Annotated in this window: 11 protein-coding genes, 2 pseudogenes and 1 riboswitch; of the genes and pseudogenes, 4 read left to right on the forward strand and 9 right to left on the reverse strand. The window is 38.4% G+C overall.

Going from position 1 to position 15,984, the window contains the following annotated elements; all coding sequences use genetic code 11:
* Positions 1-66: 66 nt before the first annotated feature.
* Both ACRPI0_RS10660 and ACRPI0_RS10665 read left to right on the forward strand, forming a co-directional pair.
* A complete protein-coding gene (locus ACRPI0_RS10660; protein ID WP_432352631.1) occupies positions 67-693 on the forward strand; it encodes a hypothetical protein in 627 nt (208 codons plus the stop codon).
* Positions 694-1,020: 327 nt separating this feature from the next.
* On the forward strand, positions 1,021-1,458 hold the full coding sequence (locus tag ACRPI0_RS10665; protein WP_432352633.1) for a general stress protein: 438 nt from the start codon (positions 1,021-1,023) through the stop codon (positions 1,456-1,458).
* A gap of 460 nt (positions 1,459-1,918) precedes the next feature.
* On the opposite strand, the gene ACRPI0_RS10670 is transcribed toward ACRPI0_RS10665, so the two are convergent.
* The 5 genes from ACRPI0_RS10670 to ACRPI0_RS10690 all read right to left on the reverse strand — a co-directional run bounded on the left by ACRPI0_RS10670 (position 1,919) and on the right by ACRPI0_RS10690 (position 10,064).
* A complete protein-coding gene (locus ACRPI0_RS10670; RefSeq protein WP_432352635.1) occupies positions 1,919-2,158 on the reverse strand; it encodes a hypothetical protein in 240 nt (79 codons plus the stop codon).
* 15 nt (positions 2,159-2,173) lie between these two features.
* Positions 2,174-7,753, reverse strand: coding sequence for an NPCBM/NEW2 domain-containing protein (locus tag ACRPI0_RS10675; protein WP_432352636.1), 5,580 nt, complete (start codon positions 7,751-7,753; stop codon positions 2,174-2,176).
* 138 nt (positions 7,754-7,891) lie between these two features.
* A riboswitch (cyclic di-GMP riboswitch) is annotated at positions 7,892-7,975 on the reverse strand.
* Positions 7,976-8,185: 210 nt separating this feature from the next.
* Positions 8,186-8,899 carry a methyl-accepting chemotaxis protein gene (locus ACRPI0_RS10680; protein ID WP_432352637.1) on the reverse strand — a complete coding sequence of 238 codons (714 nt, stop codon included), beginning with the start codon at positions 8,897-8,899 and terminating at the stop codon, positions 8,186-8,188.
* 17 nt (positions 8,900-8,916) lie between these two features.
* Positions 8,917-9,216: a hypothetical protein gene (locus ACRPI0_RS10685; protein WP_432352638.1), complete on the reverse strand. Its 300-nt coding sequence runs from the start codon at positions 9,214-9,216 to the stop codon at positions 8,917-8,919.
* Positions 9,217-9,590: 374 nt separating this feature from the next.
* Positions 9,591-10,064 carry a MarR family winged helix-turn-helix transcriptional regulator gene (locus tag ACRPI0_RS10690; protein WP_432352639.1) on the reverse strand — a complete coding sequence of 158 codons (474 nt, stop codon included), beginning with the start codon at positions 10,062-10,064 and terminating at the stop codon, positions 9,591-9,593.
* 235 nt (positions 10,065-10,299) lie between these two features.
* Between ACRPI0_RS10690 and ACRPI0_RS10695 the strand changes: the two genes are divergently transcribed.
* Positions 10,300-10,884, forward strand: coding sequence for a DUF3238 domain-containing protein (locus ACRPI0_RS10695; RefSeq protein ID WP_432352640.1), 585 nt, complete (start codon positions 10,300-10,302; stop codon positions 10,882-10,884).
* A gap of 289 nt (positions 10,885-11,173) precedes the next feature.
* Positions 11,174-11,947 (forward strand): SDR family NAD(P)-dependent oxidoreductase, encoded by a 774-nt coding sequence (locus tag ACRPI0_RS10700; protein ID WP_432352641.1) that lies wholly within the window; start codon positions 11,174-11,176, stop codon positions 11,945-11,947.
* Positions 11,948-12,138: 191 nt separating this feature from the next.
* Here the strand turns inward: ACRPI0_RS10700 and ACRPI0_RS10705 are convergent, their stop codons facing one another.
* The 4 genes and pseudogenes from ACRPI0_RS10705 to ACRPI0_RS10720 form a co-directional block, all read right to left on the reverse strand.
* Entirely contained in the window at positions 12,139-12,324 is a 186-nt protein-coding gene (locus ACRPI0_RS10705) for a gamma-type small acid-soluble spore protein (RefSeq protein ID WP_432352642.1), read from the reverse strand.
* Between the two features lie 285 nt (positions 12,325-12,609).
* A pseudogene (locus ACRPI0_RS10710) lies at positions 12,610-12,891 on the reverse strand (transposase); the annotation flags it as partial.
* Positions 12,883-13,062 (reverse strand): annotated as a pseudogene (locus ACRPI0_RS10715) (IS5/IS1182 family transposase); the annotation flags it as partial. The pseudogenes ACRPI0_RS10710 and ACRPI0_RS10715, both read right to left, overlap by 9 nt.
* 415 nt (positions 13,063-13,477) lie before the next feature.
* Positions 13,478-15,430, reverse strand: coding sequence for an LTA synthase family protein (locus tag ACRPI0_RS10720; protein ID WP_432352643.1), 1,953 nt, complete (start codon positions 15,428-15,430; stop codon positions 13,478-13,480).
* Positions 15,431-15,984: the final 554 nt, after the last annotated feature.

Below are 15,984 nucleotides of genomic sequence, written 5' to 3' on the forward strand. Positions count from 1 at the left end.
TCTAACCCACTCTATACGTTTGTCATAGGATGAAGAGCAGAGTCAATTTGTGAAAGGGGATAACTAATGACTGAGATGAATGCGAACGACGAGCAATGGTTCCCTCGTCTTCCTGAAGGATACGTTCAACCACAAACTAGCCAAGGAGATTGGAATGCAACGGCAATGAATATAAATCCACAACAGACTGCCGTGAATGGGTGGAATCAACCTTCGCAACCAGGATGGAACGATTGGCAGAATCCATCGCATAACCAGCAACATCAGCATCAACAAGGTTGGCCAGGCTGGCCGAATCAGCCACAGCAACCGGGATGGCCAAATCAAAATCAACAACCTGGATGGCCAGGATTCCCGCAACAACCTGACTTTCCATGGCAAGGTGGCGGAAATCAGAATCAGCCACCATATCCTGGAGGCGGTGGAAACCAGCAAGGAGCACCAACAGCAGCACCTCCTTCCCAAGCACCTGCCTATCCTGACCAGCAACTGATGCGCGTCGATCCAGGCGGAATTCAAGGATGCATGTACAGATATACGTACATCTGGACCTCCCGCCGAAAAGGCTTCTGGTTCTACCCGACATTCGTTGGCAGAACGTCGGTTGCAGGCTATCAATGGAGCAATCAGTGGAGACGCTGGATGTATACAGGGATTGACTTAAATCGTATCGATCAGTTTACTTGTATTTGATGAGAGTGAAGACTAGCTGCCGCTGGTCTTTTTTTGATTTGTGGGCGGGTTTTCAGGGTTTATGATCACAATTGGAGATTTATGAGCACATTCCATGATTTATGATCAGATCTCACGTTTTATGATCAGATTCCCCGATTTATGAGCGCTCTCTAGATTTATTAACATAATTGGAGAGTTTATAGCCATCTCCTGAAACGGAAACGAGCATTGTAAACCATCCACTTAGTTACTCTAAAAGAATGGAGCTTCGAAGCAAAATTTGTCTAGAATAACTTAATAACGGGTATAGAATGCATGGTTAAAGCAAATAGGAGGTTTTTTTAAATGAAGAAACACGTGATTGACGTATATGAGAATGAAGAACAAGTGATTGAAGTTGTTGAGCGTTTAAAAGAGCAAGGCTACACAACTGAGGAAATTTCAGTTATTGCTAAAAATATAAAAAAGTTACCTGAAATCGCACAGGAAGTAAAACCTTCCACTAAGGATGGAGCCATTGCTGGGGCTCTCACTGGAGGAACACTTGGCATAGCAGGCGTAATAGCAGGGATATCCGCAGTAGTGATTCCCGGACTTGGCGCGGTGTTAGCTGCAGGTCCTATTATTTCAACAATTGGAGGAGCAGTCATAGGGGCTAACACTCGTGCTGGTGGATTAAAGCATGCATTAATGGAAATCGGAGTCCCAGATGATGAAGCTGAACGCTATTCTGAAGATGTTCAGGAAGGTAAAATCCTGGTGTTTCTTCATCCTGAAGAGTGAGGGCAGATTGAATGATGGTTGAATAAATATCATGCAGTGATTGTAGTTTAAATGCGCTAAATGACTTTATGCCATAGTTTCCTTAGGAATTGACTAATCTTGGACTACATATAAATAACACGTGAGTTTCAAGTTCTGAAGTTGTGAATTCGATTCCTGCAAAGAACGAAAATCAAGGACTTCCTATGACTGCACGAGTTTTGTACAAGCATAGGAAGTTTCTTAGTTGGGTACTTTTCAATTGAAGATTCCACGCAAATGGAAGGTAATATTATGACAAGAAACGAATCAGTTAGCACAAATTGTATGTGATTAATAAAACGTTGCTTGCAAATCATACAATTTGATTCATTTCTAAATTGTGCGTGTAGCAATAATTAGGTTTTGACTTACCTCGCATCTGTTTGCTACTCATAAAACGAACTCCCTTGAAAATGGATCTTCAAGGGAGTTCGTTTCTTTAATGATTATCAACAAAATACGTTACATGAATGAGTGTGTCCTCTTTCAACTTATAAGAAACGACTAACATATACCATCCGTTTTCTTCATCAGAAAGATTTATTGGGAATTCCGTTGCATTTTGTTTAAGCTGATCCACATCGATCATTAGTTCCTTATTTGTTTTCGTATTTCTCAGACCTATCGTGTAAGGAGTCAGAAACTTTCCATCCAAGCCTTTCACAAGATTTCCGACCATGATCTCTGGTCCTTTTTAGCTGTATGCCGACACATTTTGAGGATGTGCAAAGATCTCCTTCAACTTTTTCAAGTCTTTAATTGGGGGAAAATCAGTTATTTCGTTCCCGGAAACGTTTAAAGATTGGATATTACTCGCGTGCTGTAATCCTTCCAAACTTGTAATTCTGGAATTCGGACTCGTTAGATGAGTGAGCGTAAGCAGCTCTCCAAGCATTATTTCTCCAGACCCGCCAATTGTTTTCCGAATGGCATTCAGAAGATTTTTATCCTCGAATTTGATAATTCGAGTTAAATCTAGTGGCACTAACTGTGCTATAGCCAGCACTAACGAAGCGTGAGTTTGGTCGATTTCAATTTGTGTCGTTTGTGTAGTAGCAAGTAGTTCTTCTGCACGTGTAAGAATCGCTGTTAGCGAATCATACGTTTCAGAGGTGTAGTGCTCTGCATCGATTGTCTTCGCTTCTTCAACCTCAGCTAGTAAATCATTCACGTAAATCCGTTCAGCATTCGCAAAATGCAACTTGGAATCTCCCCAAGATGCATGATCTGAACCATTTCCGTTTCCGCCATCTGTAACGACTAACTTTAGTTCATTGGCACCATTCGTATTGATTTCTATATACTTTTGAGGATCTTTGGAATTCATCAATCCACTATCGAATCGCTTTTCCCCATCTACAAATACTTGGAACGTCACTGAACCAATCGACCCATACATTTGACGATCCACGCCTACAAAAGAGCTGAAATATTCGGTATCCTTGTCCGTTAGATCATATATGATCGTTGAGTTTGAATGCGCTCCGATTCCTTTAGAATAGGTTACAACACGTCCGTCTTCACCTGTTAGCCGTATCGGGTTGTTACTGATCGATATATCTTTCACAGCTGTTGTATAGCTGTTCTGAGTAGATTTCCATTCACTATCAGTAAGGTAATGGAAGTCTTCCATATTGACGACGGAAATGAATCGCTTCTTCGTCAATTCATTTCCATCACTATCGATTACATTGTAAGAAATTTCATACTTCCCAGCTCGATCAAAGTTAACTTGAGATAACCCGGAAACTTTTACCTCAGCTGTTAAATCTCCATCTTCAGCATCAGTGGCTGAGTAGCTTTCATTCAAGTTGAGTGGTGTCCCTACTTTGGTCGCTGCAGATGCAGGAATAGAAAGCTTTGGAAGTCCATTTGAAATATAGAACTTCGCATCGGCAAAGTTCGCATGATCCGACGCATTACCATTCATGGAATCTGTAGCAATCAGTGTTAATTTCTTAACATCTCTGAGGGGAATTCTAATGAGATCCGCTTCTGAGTTATACCGCATAACCGCGCTCGTATAGACAACTTCACCATCTGCTTCTATCTTAAACGTAACACTTGAGTTGCTATTCTCAGCGATGTTTCGATCTATCCCTACAAGTGTCTCAAAGTAATCATAATTCTTGCCATCAAGATCATAGACAACCGTCGAGTTAGCGTGTGTACCAATTCCTTTTTCAAATTCTTTCGTTTCACCATTTATGAGAACCTTAAGTGAACCTCCTGAAGAGGAAAAGTCTTTTTTTACAGTGCTCCATGCAGTCTGTGCAGACGTCCAATTAAGATCACTCAAAAATGCACTATCACTGTATACATAGATGTCTCTAGATTTAGAAACCTTATTTCCATCCTTGTCTGTGACTGTGTAAACGACAGTGTATGTTCCTGTTTTACTTACAGTGAAGTTGTTTTGCGCTATTTCAACTGAGTCGATCAGGTTTCCATCTTCTTTATCGAAAGCTTCCACACCATCTAGAAGCATGAAATCACTGTTCAGTTTAACGAACGAGAGGTCTTCACTCACGTTCAATGTTGGTTCACTGGAATCCTTCGTAAATTTCGCATCCGCCCAGACTGTATGGTCTGTCGAGATACCATTGTCGTTCGCATCTGTTGTAACGAGTTTCACTTCTTTTGCTCCGGAAACTGGTACTCTTACAAATTCATGCTCAGTGTTGGCTTTAAAGACATCACTATCGAATTTCTTTACACCATCTACCCACACCTCGAAAGTCGCGGATGAGGCTTGTCCTCTGACTGCTTGATCAATACCAATATAACTTTCAAAGAAGTTGAATCCTTTTCCCGCAATCTCATATACGACTTCGGAATTTGCGTGAACACCAATTCCTTTAGGATAAGTTGCATCACTGCCTTGTCTACGTAATGTGATTGCTCCTCCAGATATAGCTTTATCTTTCTGCAATGAACCCCAATCCGTACTTACGGATTTAACAGTCAAATCAGAAATGAAGTTATAATCACTTGTTACCGTAACCTTCGTCGTCTTTGTTTCAGTTAAACTCGCATTCTTCACTTCGTAAACAATTTCATAAGATCCTTTTTTGGTTACATTAACATCATTCGATTTGATCACTACATCTTTTGTAATGTTTTGACCTGAAAACGAGGCCGCTTTCACATAATCCATAGGATCATATGCTTGATGTAGTTTTAACGTCACTCGGTCTTCTACAGATAAGTTCGGCTGTTGGGATTTCACTACAACAGGTTTTAAAGGAGTTAACTTCCTGTCATACGCAACAATTTCATAACTATAAGGAACACTCGTATCTACATTTTTATCAATGAATGAAGTTCCTGTCGTATATCCTACTACCTTGCCATCTCGTAGAATTTCATATCCCATGGCATCGTCCTTATTTGCTGCATCAATATTATAGGACAAGTTAATTTCTTTTTTGTCTGGATTCGCAATTATAGATTGAGCAGTGACTTTTGCATCTCTTGAGAACCCTGTACCTGCATAATCTCTTCCTAAACTATGCATGTATTCCAACTTCACATCGGGTTTCGGTAAATGAGCTACCTTCTCTTTCATCTTAGCGGTAGCTGTTACGTATCCCCAGTCCTCGAAAAATGTTGTTAGGTCGGTTTCAGTTGCTAAAGATAATCCTATAACTAACCGTTGCAGATTGCTTCCTAACCCATTCATTATTCCATTAGAATTCGTTCGAGCAATTCGAGACGCATTTCCGTATGTCTGTTCTCCATAATAATATTGTACTTGCTCAAGTACCCCTAAGTACGTCCAAAAACCATGTTGAACCGTTTCACCTGAAAATCTTTTATACAGTGAAGTCCAATCTACACGATCATTTGTGCTGTTATTGAATTTCTTTCTCATGATTACTGAGTAGATGTTGTTCGTTACCTCACTATGCTCCATCGTGGAGTTATTGATGTTGTGACCCCATTCATGGAAATACGCCCAGCCGTCATTACCCGGAACACTAAATGGTTTTACGATTTGTTTGAAAAAGCCATCATCTCTTCTAGGAGAATTCCCTCCGTTAAATCCTGTATATCCCCAGTCAGACCATCCATACGGTCCTTTTGTGAATACTCTTGACGTAAACTTCGCATTGAAGTATTGGTTTCTTGGGTCTGAATCCGCCTCGACAGCACCGCTAATTCTTTGGTACTCGGTCCACATCAGTTCCCAATCTTTCATCGTGTCTGACACGGTCTTCCCAGTCTCTTTTAATTCTTTGATTCCCTTTAGTGCACCAGCGGCACTTGTAGAGATTGTATTGTTTTCGGATACTAATTCCGAAACGTTATACACAACATCATCCGGTTTTCCATTTGCAAAGTCATTGTCGTTCACACTGATCTTTGCTGCATATTTTTCCAACTCTTTTTCATACGCTGTGGGATCTGTTATTCCATGATAGTAGACAGGAAATGCAGTACCCCCAACTAGTCTTACTTTAGGTGCAAATGCTTGTTCAGTGGGCAACGCATTATTTTCCACATATGCAACAGAAGGATTCATGGTATCGAATGTTGGAATAGTTATCCTATTCAACCCTTGTTTTAGCGCATATCTTCTAACCCATCCATTTTTATCATCAGCTAGTTGCCCTAGAACTAGATTTGGCATAACGCCTTTTGCGTCTGCTTCCACTGTGACCTGGATCGTCTCACCCGGCACTACATATCTGCCAAAGGTATCTAGTGAGAATGAGGTTCTAGCAATTTGATGCTTGTTTGCTTCTGTACTTGAGTTCCCTCGCTGTGATGCAATGACGATCGATTCGTTAGACACATTTATGTTGTTGAGTACGTCTTTCGCCATTGTTACGTATTGTTGCAACTGTTCTTTTAATGGATGTTTCGCAACTTCTGACTCCAATTGTTGGATTGTACTCATAGAAGCAAACTCCGGCTTTAATTCATTCATGAGACCATCTGTGAATAGATTGTGGACTTGCTCTTCAATCGGATCTTCACTGTAGAATGCTAGTTCTGATAACGTAGCCCAGTTTTGGTTGGATTTCTTGAATTTGAATTTAATACGTTTAAATTCGGTTGGCGCAAATTTAACTTCAACTAATCCAGCAACCATATTGTGCTGTCCTGTTGCTATAAGTTGATAGGTGTTCCCTTTGGAAGTTTGTGATGCATAGATTTCAACTTCTTCAGCGAACCCCTTCCGATCAGAAGGTCTTGCACCATACATCAGTCGATTTACCGTTACGGTATCTTTAAATTCGACTTCGACTTCATTTGAAAAGTCATTTGTGTTACTTTTATTCGTTTCCCAATATGTGTTGAGGTTGCCGTCAATTGCATTTTCTATAACGGCATTTGCATAATGACCACCGTTGTTACGAATAGTTTTGATGTTATGAGTATCCATTCTAAACATTTTAGAATAGGCTTCATTCGAATAATGAGGAAACGGTTTAGTTACTGCCGTTGTTGCTTCAAATTCCGTTTTGTTTATGAGTACTTTTGCATTCTCGATCTCTTCTTTAAATTCCGGATAAAATGGATGCCCTTTTGCTTCAGCATCCATTTTAGTCAAAGCATCTAGCGTATTAAACTGCTCACTAACCGAACTAAGCGTGGCGTCTGTAAAGAGATTCTTCATTTTCTCAGATACACGATCTTCTTTATAAAATTGAAACTCTGATGCGCTTGCCCAGTCTTGGTTAGCTTTTGTGAATACAAATTTAACTCGTTTAAAATCTGTAGGAGCAAACTGAATTTCGACAACATCACCTGTTGAACCATTGTAATTTCCTGAAGAAACGAATGAGAAATCATCACCTTCAGCTGTGTGTGAACTATAGATTTCAAATTCTTGTGCAAAACCTTTCCCTTTTACAGAGGATTGGCGCGCAGCATAGACAATTCTATTTAATGTAGTCGTTTCGTTGAATTTCAAGACGACCTCATTGGTAAATGAAGAACTATTGGGTTTCCCAGTTTCCCAATGTGTGCTCATATTTCCATCGATAGCTTGCTTAATAGGAGCGCCTGAATAGTTTCCCCCATTGTTTGTAATCGATAGGATATTCGTGTTCGGCATTTTAAATGCTTTTTCGTAATCAGGTAAACTCACTTTTCCGTACAGGTCAAATTTACGAACCGATGCAATACCTGAACTTTGGTTACTTACTGCTTCAGTAGGTGTGACTAATCCGTCTTGCGGGTGTTCATTTGCTAAAACGGAAATCGGACTGCAGGCTACGTTAAGAGCCAATACAGCTGCTGTTGCGACCGCGATAATCTTCATTTATATTTCCTCCCCATGAATATTCTTCCTACTGAGCGCACAAAAAAGCTACTCAAAAAGAGTAGCTTTGGATTTTATAAAGTCAAAAAAACAAGTAGCAGTTAGTCAACTTTACTAAACAAAAAGTAGTGTGTACTCTTCGGCAACTGGCTGACATAGTGATACACCGTAGTCCCTATAGCTTTGCGTCCCTAAATTTCTTTAGGTTTGCCTATTCAGTTATTTTATAGTCTAAATACTATCATACCTTTGGTAACTGACCATGAACACATAGCACTAGATTCAATTTCCTTATTTTTAGTTCCGGTTCAAAGCGGATGTAATTTTGATGGTGAAATCCTTCGTATAAAAAAAGCAGCCAACTCAACTGTTGGCTGCCTTCTTAACGTCTTATATGATTTATTTTAAAGTAACTTGTGGGTCACCCACAAGTTACACAATGAACTTTCCGATTTCACCTTTTAAATCTTCAGCTATGTCAGATAGATTCTTAGCAGCGGCAGCGACTTCTTCAACCGTAGCCGTTTGCTCTTCTGTCGTAGCTGCAATTTCGCCTGAATGACTTACCAACTTTTCGTACAGCGATGAAATCTGCTCAATCGATTTCAGTAAATTCCCCATGATGTTTTCGACTTCTGTTGAAATCATTGTCTCTTCAGTCTTCTGTTCAGAGACAGAATGGACAGCTTGTAAAATACTTCTAAAGGCTTCTCCAGACTCACTCACTAAGGAAGAACCATTTTTCACTGCTTCATATCCCTCTGTCATGCTGTCGACAGCTTGGGAAATATCCTGTTTGATTTCACTGATGAGTTGACGGATATGGTTTGCAGCACTACTCGATTCTACCGCAAGTTTCCAGACTTCATCGGCAACGACTGCAAATCCTTTTCCTGCTTCTCCTGCACATGCATATTCAATCGCCGCATTCAGTGCCAAGAGATTAGTTTGGGCAGCAATGGAGGTGATGAAGTCTGAGAAGTTTTCTATCCTTGAAGACTTTTCGTGAAGTTCGATGACAGTTTCTTTCGACTGTCTCGTATAGGTATTGATTTGCTCCATATTCTTTTCAGTCTCTTGAACACGAGCATTCCCAGTTGTTGAGATGGACACGGTATGCTGTACAAGCTCATTCACATTACTCATTTCCTCAGAAAGTCGATCTACTTCCTGTTTATGGTTCCAATATCCGAAACTGCATGTTGCACAGATTGTGTTTGGTCTTCTGTTTCATAAGCCATTTCTTGTACAGATTCGGAAATTTGAACAGAAGCAATTTTCGTCTCATCCGCACTCGCAGTGAATTCACTCGACATGGCTAGTAACTGGTCTGAAGAGTCAATGACTTTTTCGAAAGCCCCTCGTACAGACACAAGCATCTCTTCATACTGTTCAGCTAAAACGCCAAAGTCATCTTTTCGTGTAAGCAAGTTGTCTACATGCTCATTTTTAGTAAAATTCAATTTAGCTGTCTGGTCAATAACTTGACTGAACTCATGAATCGGCTTGGACACGCGTCATACAATTACGATGGATAATAAGACAGAAACAATGATTGAAACGATAACCATCACGATTGAAGTGATGTTATTTTACAATCGCAACGTTATGTACTTTTTCATTTCATAACTATGTACTTCTATCTTGCACTACACACCTGTATGCTTTCGACCATCAAACAGATTGAAATGAACATGGCTATTTCCCAAAAACAGAATCCTCAAAACACAAAAAGACTGGAAATCGAATTGATTTCCAGTCTTTTTGTCTGCATTTTAAAGCATCCGGTAGTTCTAATTTATACACACTAAAAAAGTCCTCTTTGTAGGATTGAGTTTCACCAGATCGGTCTTGAATACGATGATACTTTATCTTCGTATTCTTTAGAAACTATTTTCAATAGATCTTCTTTAAGTATTTGCATTCGTTCACTACCTATGTTTTCCATCCAGCGTCCCTCGATCTCAGTTAATATCTTCTCTTTCGCTTTTGCTACTAACCAACCTCGTTCAGTCAAAACAATAATTTTCCCTCTTTTATCAGTAGGATGAGTTTGACGCATTACATAACCACTTTTCTCGAGAAAATCCACCATTTTACTTACAGCCTGTTTGGTAATTCCTAAATATTCAGATATTCCTATACCTGTCGCTCCATTAGGAATGATGCATTTAAACATGAAACCATGCGCAGGTCTTATATCTCCAAATCCCAATTCGTTTAATCTGTCGTGTAGTTCATTAATTGTTGAGCTATATGATAATGATAAAAGTGATGTTAGATCTAATTCACTAAATATTTGATGATTCATGCATAAAACCTCCCCTAAACCAAGTCAACTAGGTTGACTTGGTCTGGGTTTCATTGTACTATACGCAATATGGTCAATCAAGTTGACCATATTGCGTGAAAGAAAAAGGACTCCACAAAATGCAAATAAATTGTGGAGATTATCGTGGCTAACATTCGTATGCGAAAGAAATACAAATTGTTTTCTCAAGTTTTTTATTATCCAAAATAAAATTAGAATTGCAGAGGTGTTTTTGATGACTAATATCGTTAAAATCAGAGCAAGCGTATTTATTCCAGTACCTTGGACTGAACCTAAGAAGGATATTCAAACAGGAAAAGTAATCGAATTCGAAGGCGACTCACGTGAATTTACGCCATACGCGGTAAACACTATGCGTTCTAGAGTTGAACAAGAAGTCGTTGTAGATTTTTATAAGAAAGAAATTTTCTTATATGCGAACACTGGCATAACTACAGAAAAAGTTACAAATCCAGATAATTCTATTGATCTTAGGAAAGGGAAAGCTAGCACAGAAGGAATTATTTGTACAAATATCATTTGGAGTTCTGACGATGTTCGATTTCAAATGAGTGCAAGTGCTAGCAACCCATTAAATGTCTATGCTCCTCCTGTTGACTACCTATTAACTGTACAAGTAAATAAAGATGGTAGTACCGAGATTCAAGGAGAACATGATGGATTTCCTTGTTATGAATTCTATAAACAACTAAATTTTGGTCCGTTTGAACAAATTCATATCCATGATTTCAGAAAAACTGGTGATACGCCTGAAGCTATGGCTGGAGAGATGGAGTACAGTTTCAAAAAGATATTATAAACTGAGATACTTGAGTTAAGAGGATATAAATAAGAAACATTATGTGGGATTGGTTCCTGCCGAGGGAGTACGAAAATTAGTTGTTTCCTATGCTTGAGTTTTGTACAGGCAACACTTTTTTTGAAATTCTGATTTATAATTTAGATTTATAATATTTTCGTGATTTAGCACTATAAAAAAACAAATAATACAGATGATTTTTTTATTTCATTATTGCGTTGAGTTTGATTGTGAAATACAAATTTAGGTGTAAACTAATAGGTGTATCTATAAAAAAGGAGTGTTTTTCATGGTAGGAATTATGGAAGGTAAAGCAGGATTAGTCACAGCATCAGGATCAGGAATCGGTAGGGCGTCTGCAGTTGCATTGGCAAAAGCAGGAGCAAAGGTAATGATTTCTGACGTAAACGTAGAAGCGGGACAAGAAACTGTACAAATCATCAAAGATAACGGTGGCGAAGCAGCCTTTTTCAAATGTGATGTAAGTGATGAAGAACAAGTAATCGAACTCGTCAACAAAACTGTTGAAACATTCGGCAAACTTGACTTCGCGCATAACAACGCAGGTATTAATAAAGGTCTTGTACCAATTGGAGAAATGGATTCTAAAGATTGGGATATTACACTAAAAGTAACGCTATATGGTACGTTTTACTGCATCAAGCACCAAGTCAATGCAATGCTGAAAACTGGCGGCGGTGCGATTGTCAATACAGCATCAGGTGCTGGTCTTGAAGGTTCACCAAACATGGCTCCCTATACGGCTTCTAAACACGCAATAGCTGGTTTAACTAAATCAGTTGCATTGGAATATGGCCAAAAAGGCATTACCATTAATTCGATTGCTCCAGGTGCAACTATTACACCTGCAATTGAGCACTGGGCAAAAACATCACCAGAACAATACCAAGGTGTACTCAAATCACTTCCAGCAGGAAAAATGTCTACAGCTGAAGATCAAGCAAATGCTGTTGTATTCCTATGCTCAGACCTTGCAAAATCAATTAGCGGTGTAACACTTGCAGTTGATGGCGGTTTTACTGCAGGTAAAATGCAACAATAATCTTCACGAATTTTAATGTTTTATATAAAAAGTGGATCAAGCATAATGCTTGATCCACTTTTTTAGTTAAATTGACACCGTATGCACTAGGTTATTCCCCAAAAAAAGATAGAGGTACACGTGCGAGAAATAGTCATGAATGTTTTAATAACCCCTCTAGTCTAACGCACGGATACCTCACACTTTTTTCTTCACTCTCCCCGGAACTCTTTACGTACTTGCGCAGGGTCTGTGTCACTATACTGAGCCGATCCCTTACCACCCGTCTTGGCAATTAACGCGTTAAGTTCATTGTACGTGAGTCCGGAATTGGCGTTCTGCCGCTTCACTTCGTCAATATCGGTACCAGCCACCGTGTACTTTTTATCGGTTTGCAATGTAATTCGCCTCCTTACTAACAGTGTTTACTTTTTTCCGGTTTTTATGAAAGTAGTTTTCATACTTATCGCTTTGGATACCTATTATGTTTGTTTCAACAAACATTATAGGTGAAACATTCTCGAAGGTTTGGTGCACAAATACATCAAAAAAAAACACCATCCACAAGGGAGGCCACTGAAAAACTTACATTATTCAAGATAACCAATTGTATGTACAACTAAAAAGGCACGATTTCGTTCAAAGAGAACGAAATCGTGCCTTTTCCTTTGTTTTTTCTTACTTTACTCCTTCATTAAAGTGAGAATTCGTTTCAAATTGACTGTAAAAATTGATAGAGCTCCTCGCATTTGCATGCTAAATAGACCCGCGGAAGTGGCTACATCATACCCGTGTCTGTGTTTTAATTCACTATTCTTAGCTTCAATTTTATAGCGGGATTTAGCTTTCAATTTAAAATCCTCGCTATTTTGAAAAGCCTCTTGTTCTTTATGTTCGGATGATTTAATCGATACCGAATAACTTTTACTTTTAGCCCCTTCTTTATAACAACCCTCGCGAAGCGGCGGTATGGCATTCCGTCCATTCACCAAGCAATACTTACTCTTTAATTCCTCGAGAATAAAGGTAAAATCTACTAATTCGTTAATTTGACGAAGCATGTTGTCCTTCGGGACAACGAGATCGTAAATAGCCATATATGGACTGAGTTGTAAGGATTCTTGATTAGAAATCATTGGGGTACCACCTGAATGTAAAACACTTATTATACAACAGACGTTAAGAGCCCATCACTTGTATCACAGTGATGGGCTCGCTTTTAAAATAAGATATTGAACATCCTTTTAAGGATGACTGACGAATCTCCGTTGATTGGACGACTCCGGAGGGATCAGCGAAGGTTGAAGACCCCGCAGAAGCGAAGCGACGAGGAGGCTGAAATCAAGCCCCTCGGAACGCGTCCGCCTGGAGCGCAAATCAACATCGCCTCAGTGTAATCCAACTCATATGAACTTTTTCAGTGGCCTCCCACAAGGAATGGTGTTTTTTCAAAAATATACGGTGTAATATCAATCCATTTTGTATGCTTGTACAATTGGCAGTATTGCTCGCACTTGTTGCTTGCACGGGTAATCAAAACACCTTCACCCATTAGTTAGATTTTACATCCTCATCTTTAGTATAATTGTACAGAGAAGGATCAACTGGAGTGAATCCTTTTGGCGTATAGAATCTTAATAAGTCACCATTCACGACTTTGTCAGAAAGCTCCAATTTATGACTCACTTCTTTTTTGATCGTATCTGCGAGCTCTAATTGACTATCATCTAGTGGTAAACCTGTTTTATTATCATAAAGTTTTTCATTAATTGAATCAATCTCAGGGCTAACAAAATCGCCATTTCTAAATGGAACAATTTCATTATGCTCATCTGATAATAAATCTGATCCAAATTGGATATATTCTTTCGTATCAATTCCTAATAAATGTAGCAATGTTGGAAGAAGGTCTGTTTGGCCACCATAAGTATGGCTGATTCCACCCTTCATCCCTGGCACATGTATGAATAAAGGTACGCGTTGTAAGTTAGCACTTTCATAAGGTGTAATTTCTTTTCCCATCACTTGTGCCATCGCTTTATTGTGATTATCCGAAATACCATAATGATCGCCATATAGAACAATCATCGAATTATCATATAAGCCCTGTTCTTTTAATTGATTGAAGGCTTGTTCGATTGCTTCATCTGTATAACGCGCTGTTTGGAAATAATCGTCAACACTTGAATCTCCAGTATCGGCTTTATTAATTGTTACTAAGTCTTGATTTATATTATACGGAAAGTGGTTCCCTACCGTAATAAATTTTGTATAAAAAGGTTGTGGTATCGAACTCAAAAGACTTGCAGATTGTTCATAGAACGGCTTATCTAACAGACCATATTCAGCCATGTCTTTTGAAGAACTCGTGTCATAATAACTAGCATCAAAGAAGTGATCGAATCCAAATGATTTATATACTTCATTCCGATTCCAGAAGCTTCCGTTATTACCGTGGAATACAGCTGATGAATACCCATAATCTTTTAAAATACTCGGAGCTGCTTGGTACGTGTTTTGCGCTTTTGTAATAAAAGCAGAACCTTGTGGCAATCCATATAAAGAGTTTTCCAACATGAATTCTGCATCAGAAGTTTTACCTTGGCCTGTTTGATGGAAGAAATTATCAAAGTACTTCGTATTTTTATCTTTTGCTAATGAATTTAAAAATGGTGTAACTTCTTCGCCGTTTAACTTGTAGTCGATAAGAAAGTTTTGGAATGATTCTAAATGTAAGTAGATGACGTTCATTCCTTTAGCTGCACCAAAGTATTCCTTATTGGGCTCGGCATAGTTAGCATGTGTATAGTTAATTACTTCTGTTATATCACTACTATCTGCTAAAGCTCTCTGTGAGGATGCTTTCATCGTTTCTACTGAATCATAAATAGAATAGTTATACATTCCTAGATATTTCACAATATAATTTCTATCAAAACCACGTGTCAATAGTTGCGGACGACTAGCTTCAGCAAGCCCTAAATTTATGATGGATACTACTAATGCAACAGCAATAATTGCTATTGGTTTTTTATATCCAATACGAGTTGTTTGTTTTTGTATTTTTTTCGAGAATCGCAAGTATAACACGACAAATACATCGACAAAGAACAAAATATCAAGAGGTTTGATTAACGTAAGAATACTTCCACCTAAATCACCGAAGTTCTGTGTTTGGTATATGGTAGGTAATGTAATGAAATCACTAAAGAATCGGTAATACACGACATTTGCATATAAAAGAATAGACATAAGAGTGTAAACGACAACTAGTGATGTGTATTTTTTCTTCCCTTTAAATAGAAATGAAATTCCTAGAAACAGTAATGCTGAACCTAGTGGATTTAATAGTAAAAGGAATTGTTGAAGAGGTCCTTCTACACCTAGTTCAAATTGTGATGTTTGAGTGATATATGTTTTTATCCACAACATCACAACGGCTAACAAATAGATTCCTAAAAAGTTGTTCAAAAGATTATCTTTTTTACTGATTAGGTTTTTCATTATCTCACCAACCTTTCATTTATTTAAATCTTGATTTATATTAACTTGGGTTATTAGTATTAAAATCAGATAAATCTTAATTAACATTAACTTTTTTTCCACTGCAAATAAATTTTACTCCCCATTTACACATCTGTCAATTTTTAAAATCCAGTACAACTGAACGACGCAAACACGTAAAACCCTTGCTGTATCAATGTTTTTGACGCTGAACTCTAGGCACCTACAAATATGAATACAATAATTCACGCATTCGTCTCTCTTGATTTATATTTAATTATTATGCATTTGCAGTAAATTAACTGAGTAATGTTGCGCACTAATACCTACTATTTATGAAGGAGTTTCTTAGGAACGATTAAAAGATTCTGAGGCGAATTTCATGTATGTCATTACACTGTAAGCGAATCAAAAATTTACACTGGCTGAAAAACAGGATAAAACAGGAAGCAGTAGGTCTACTTTGTATGGGTATTTGGAGAATTGAGGACGTCTAGTACTTATTCTCAAAAACAAAAGAAAGTATATCCTAGCCAGCGTGGCTTAGATCTACT

This window comes from Sporosarcina sp. A2, assembly GCF_050858885.1.
Classification (GTDB): domain Bacteria; phylum Bacillota; class Bacilli; order Bacillales_A; family Planococcaceae; genus Sporosarcina.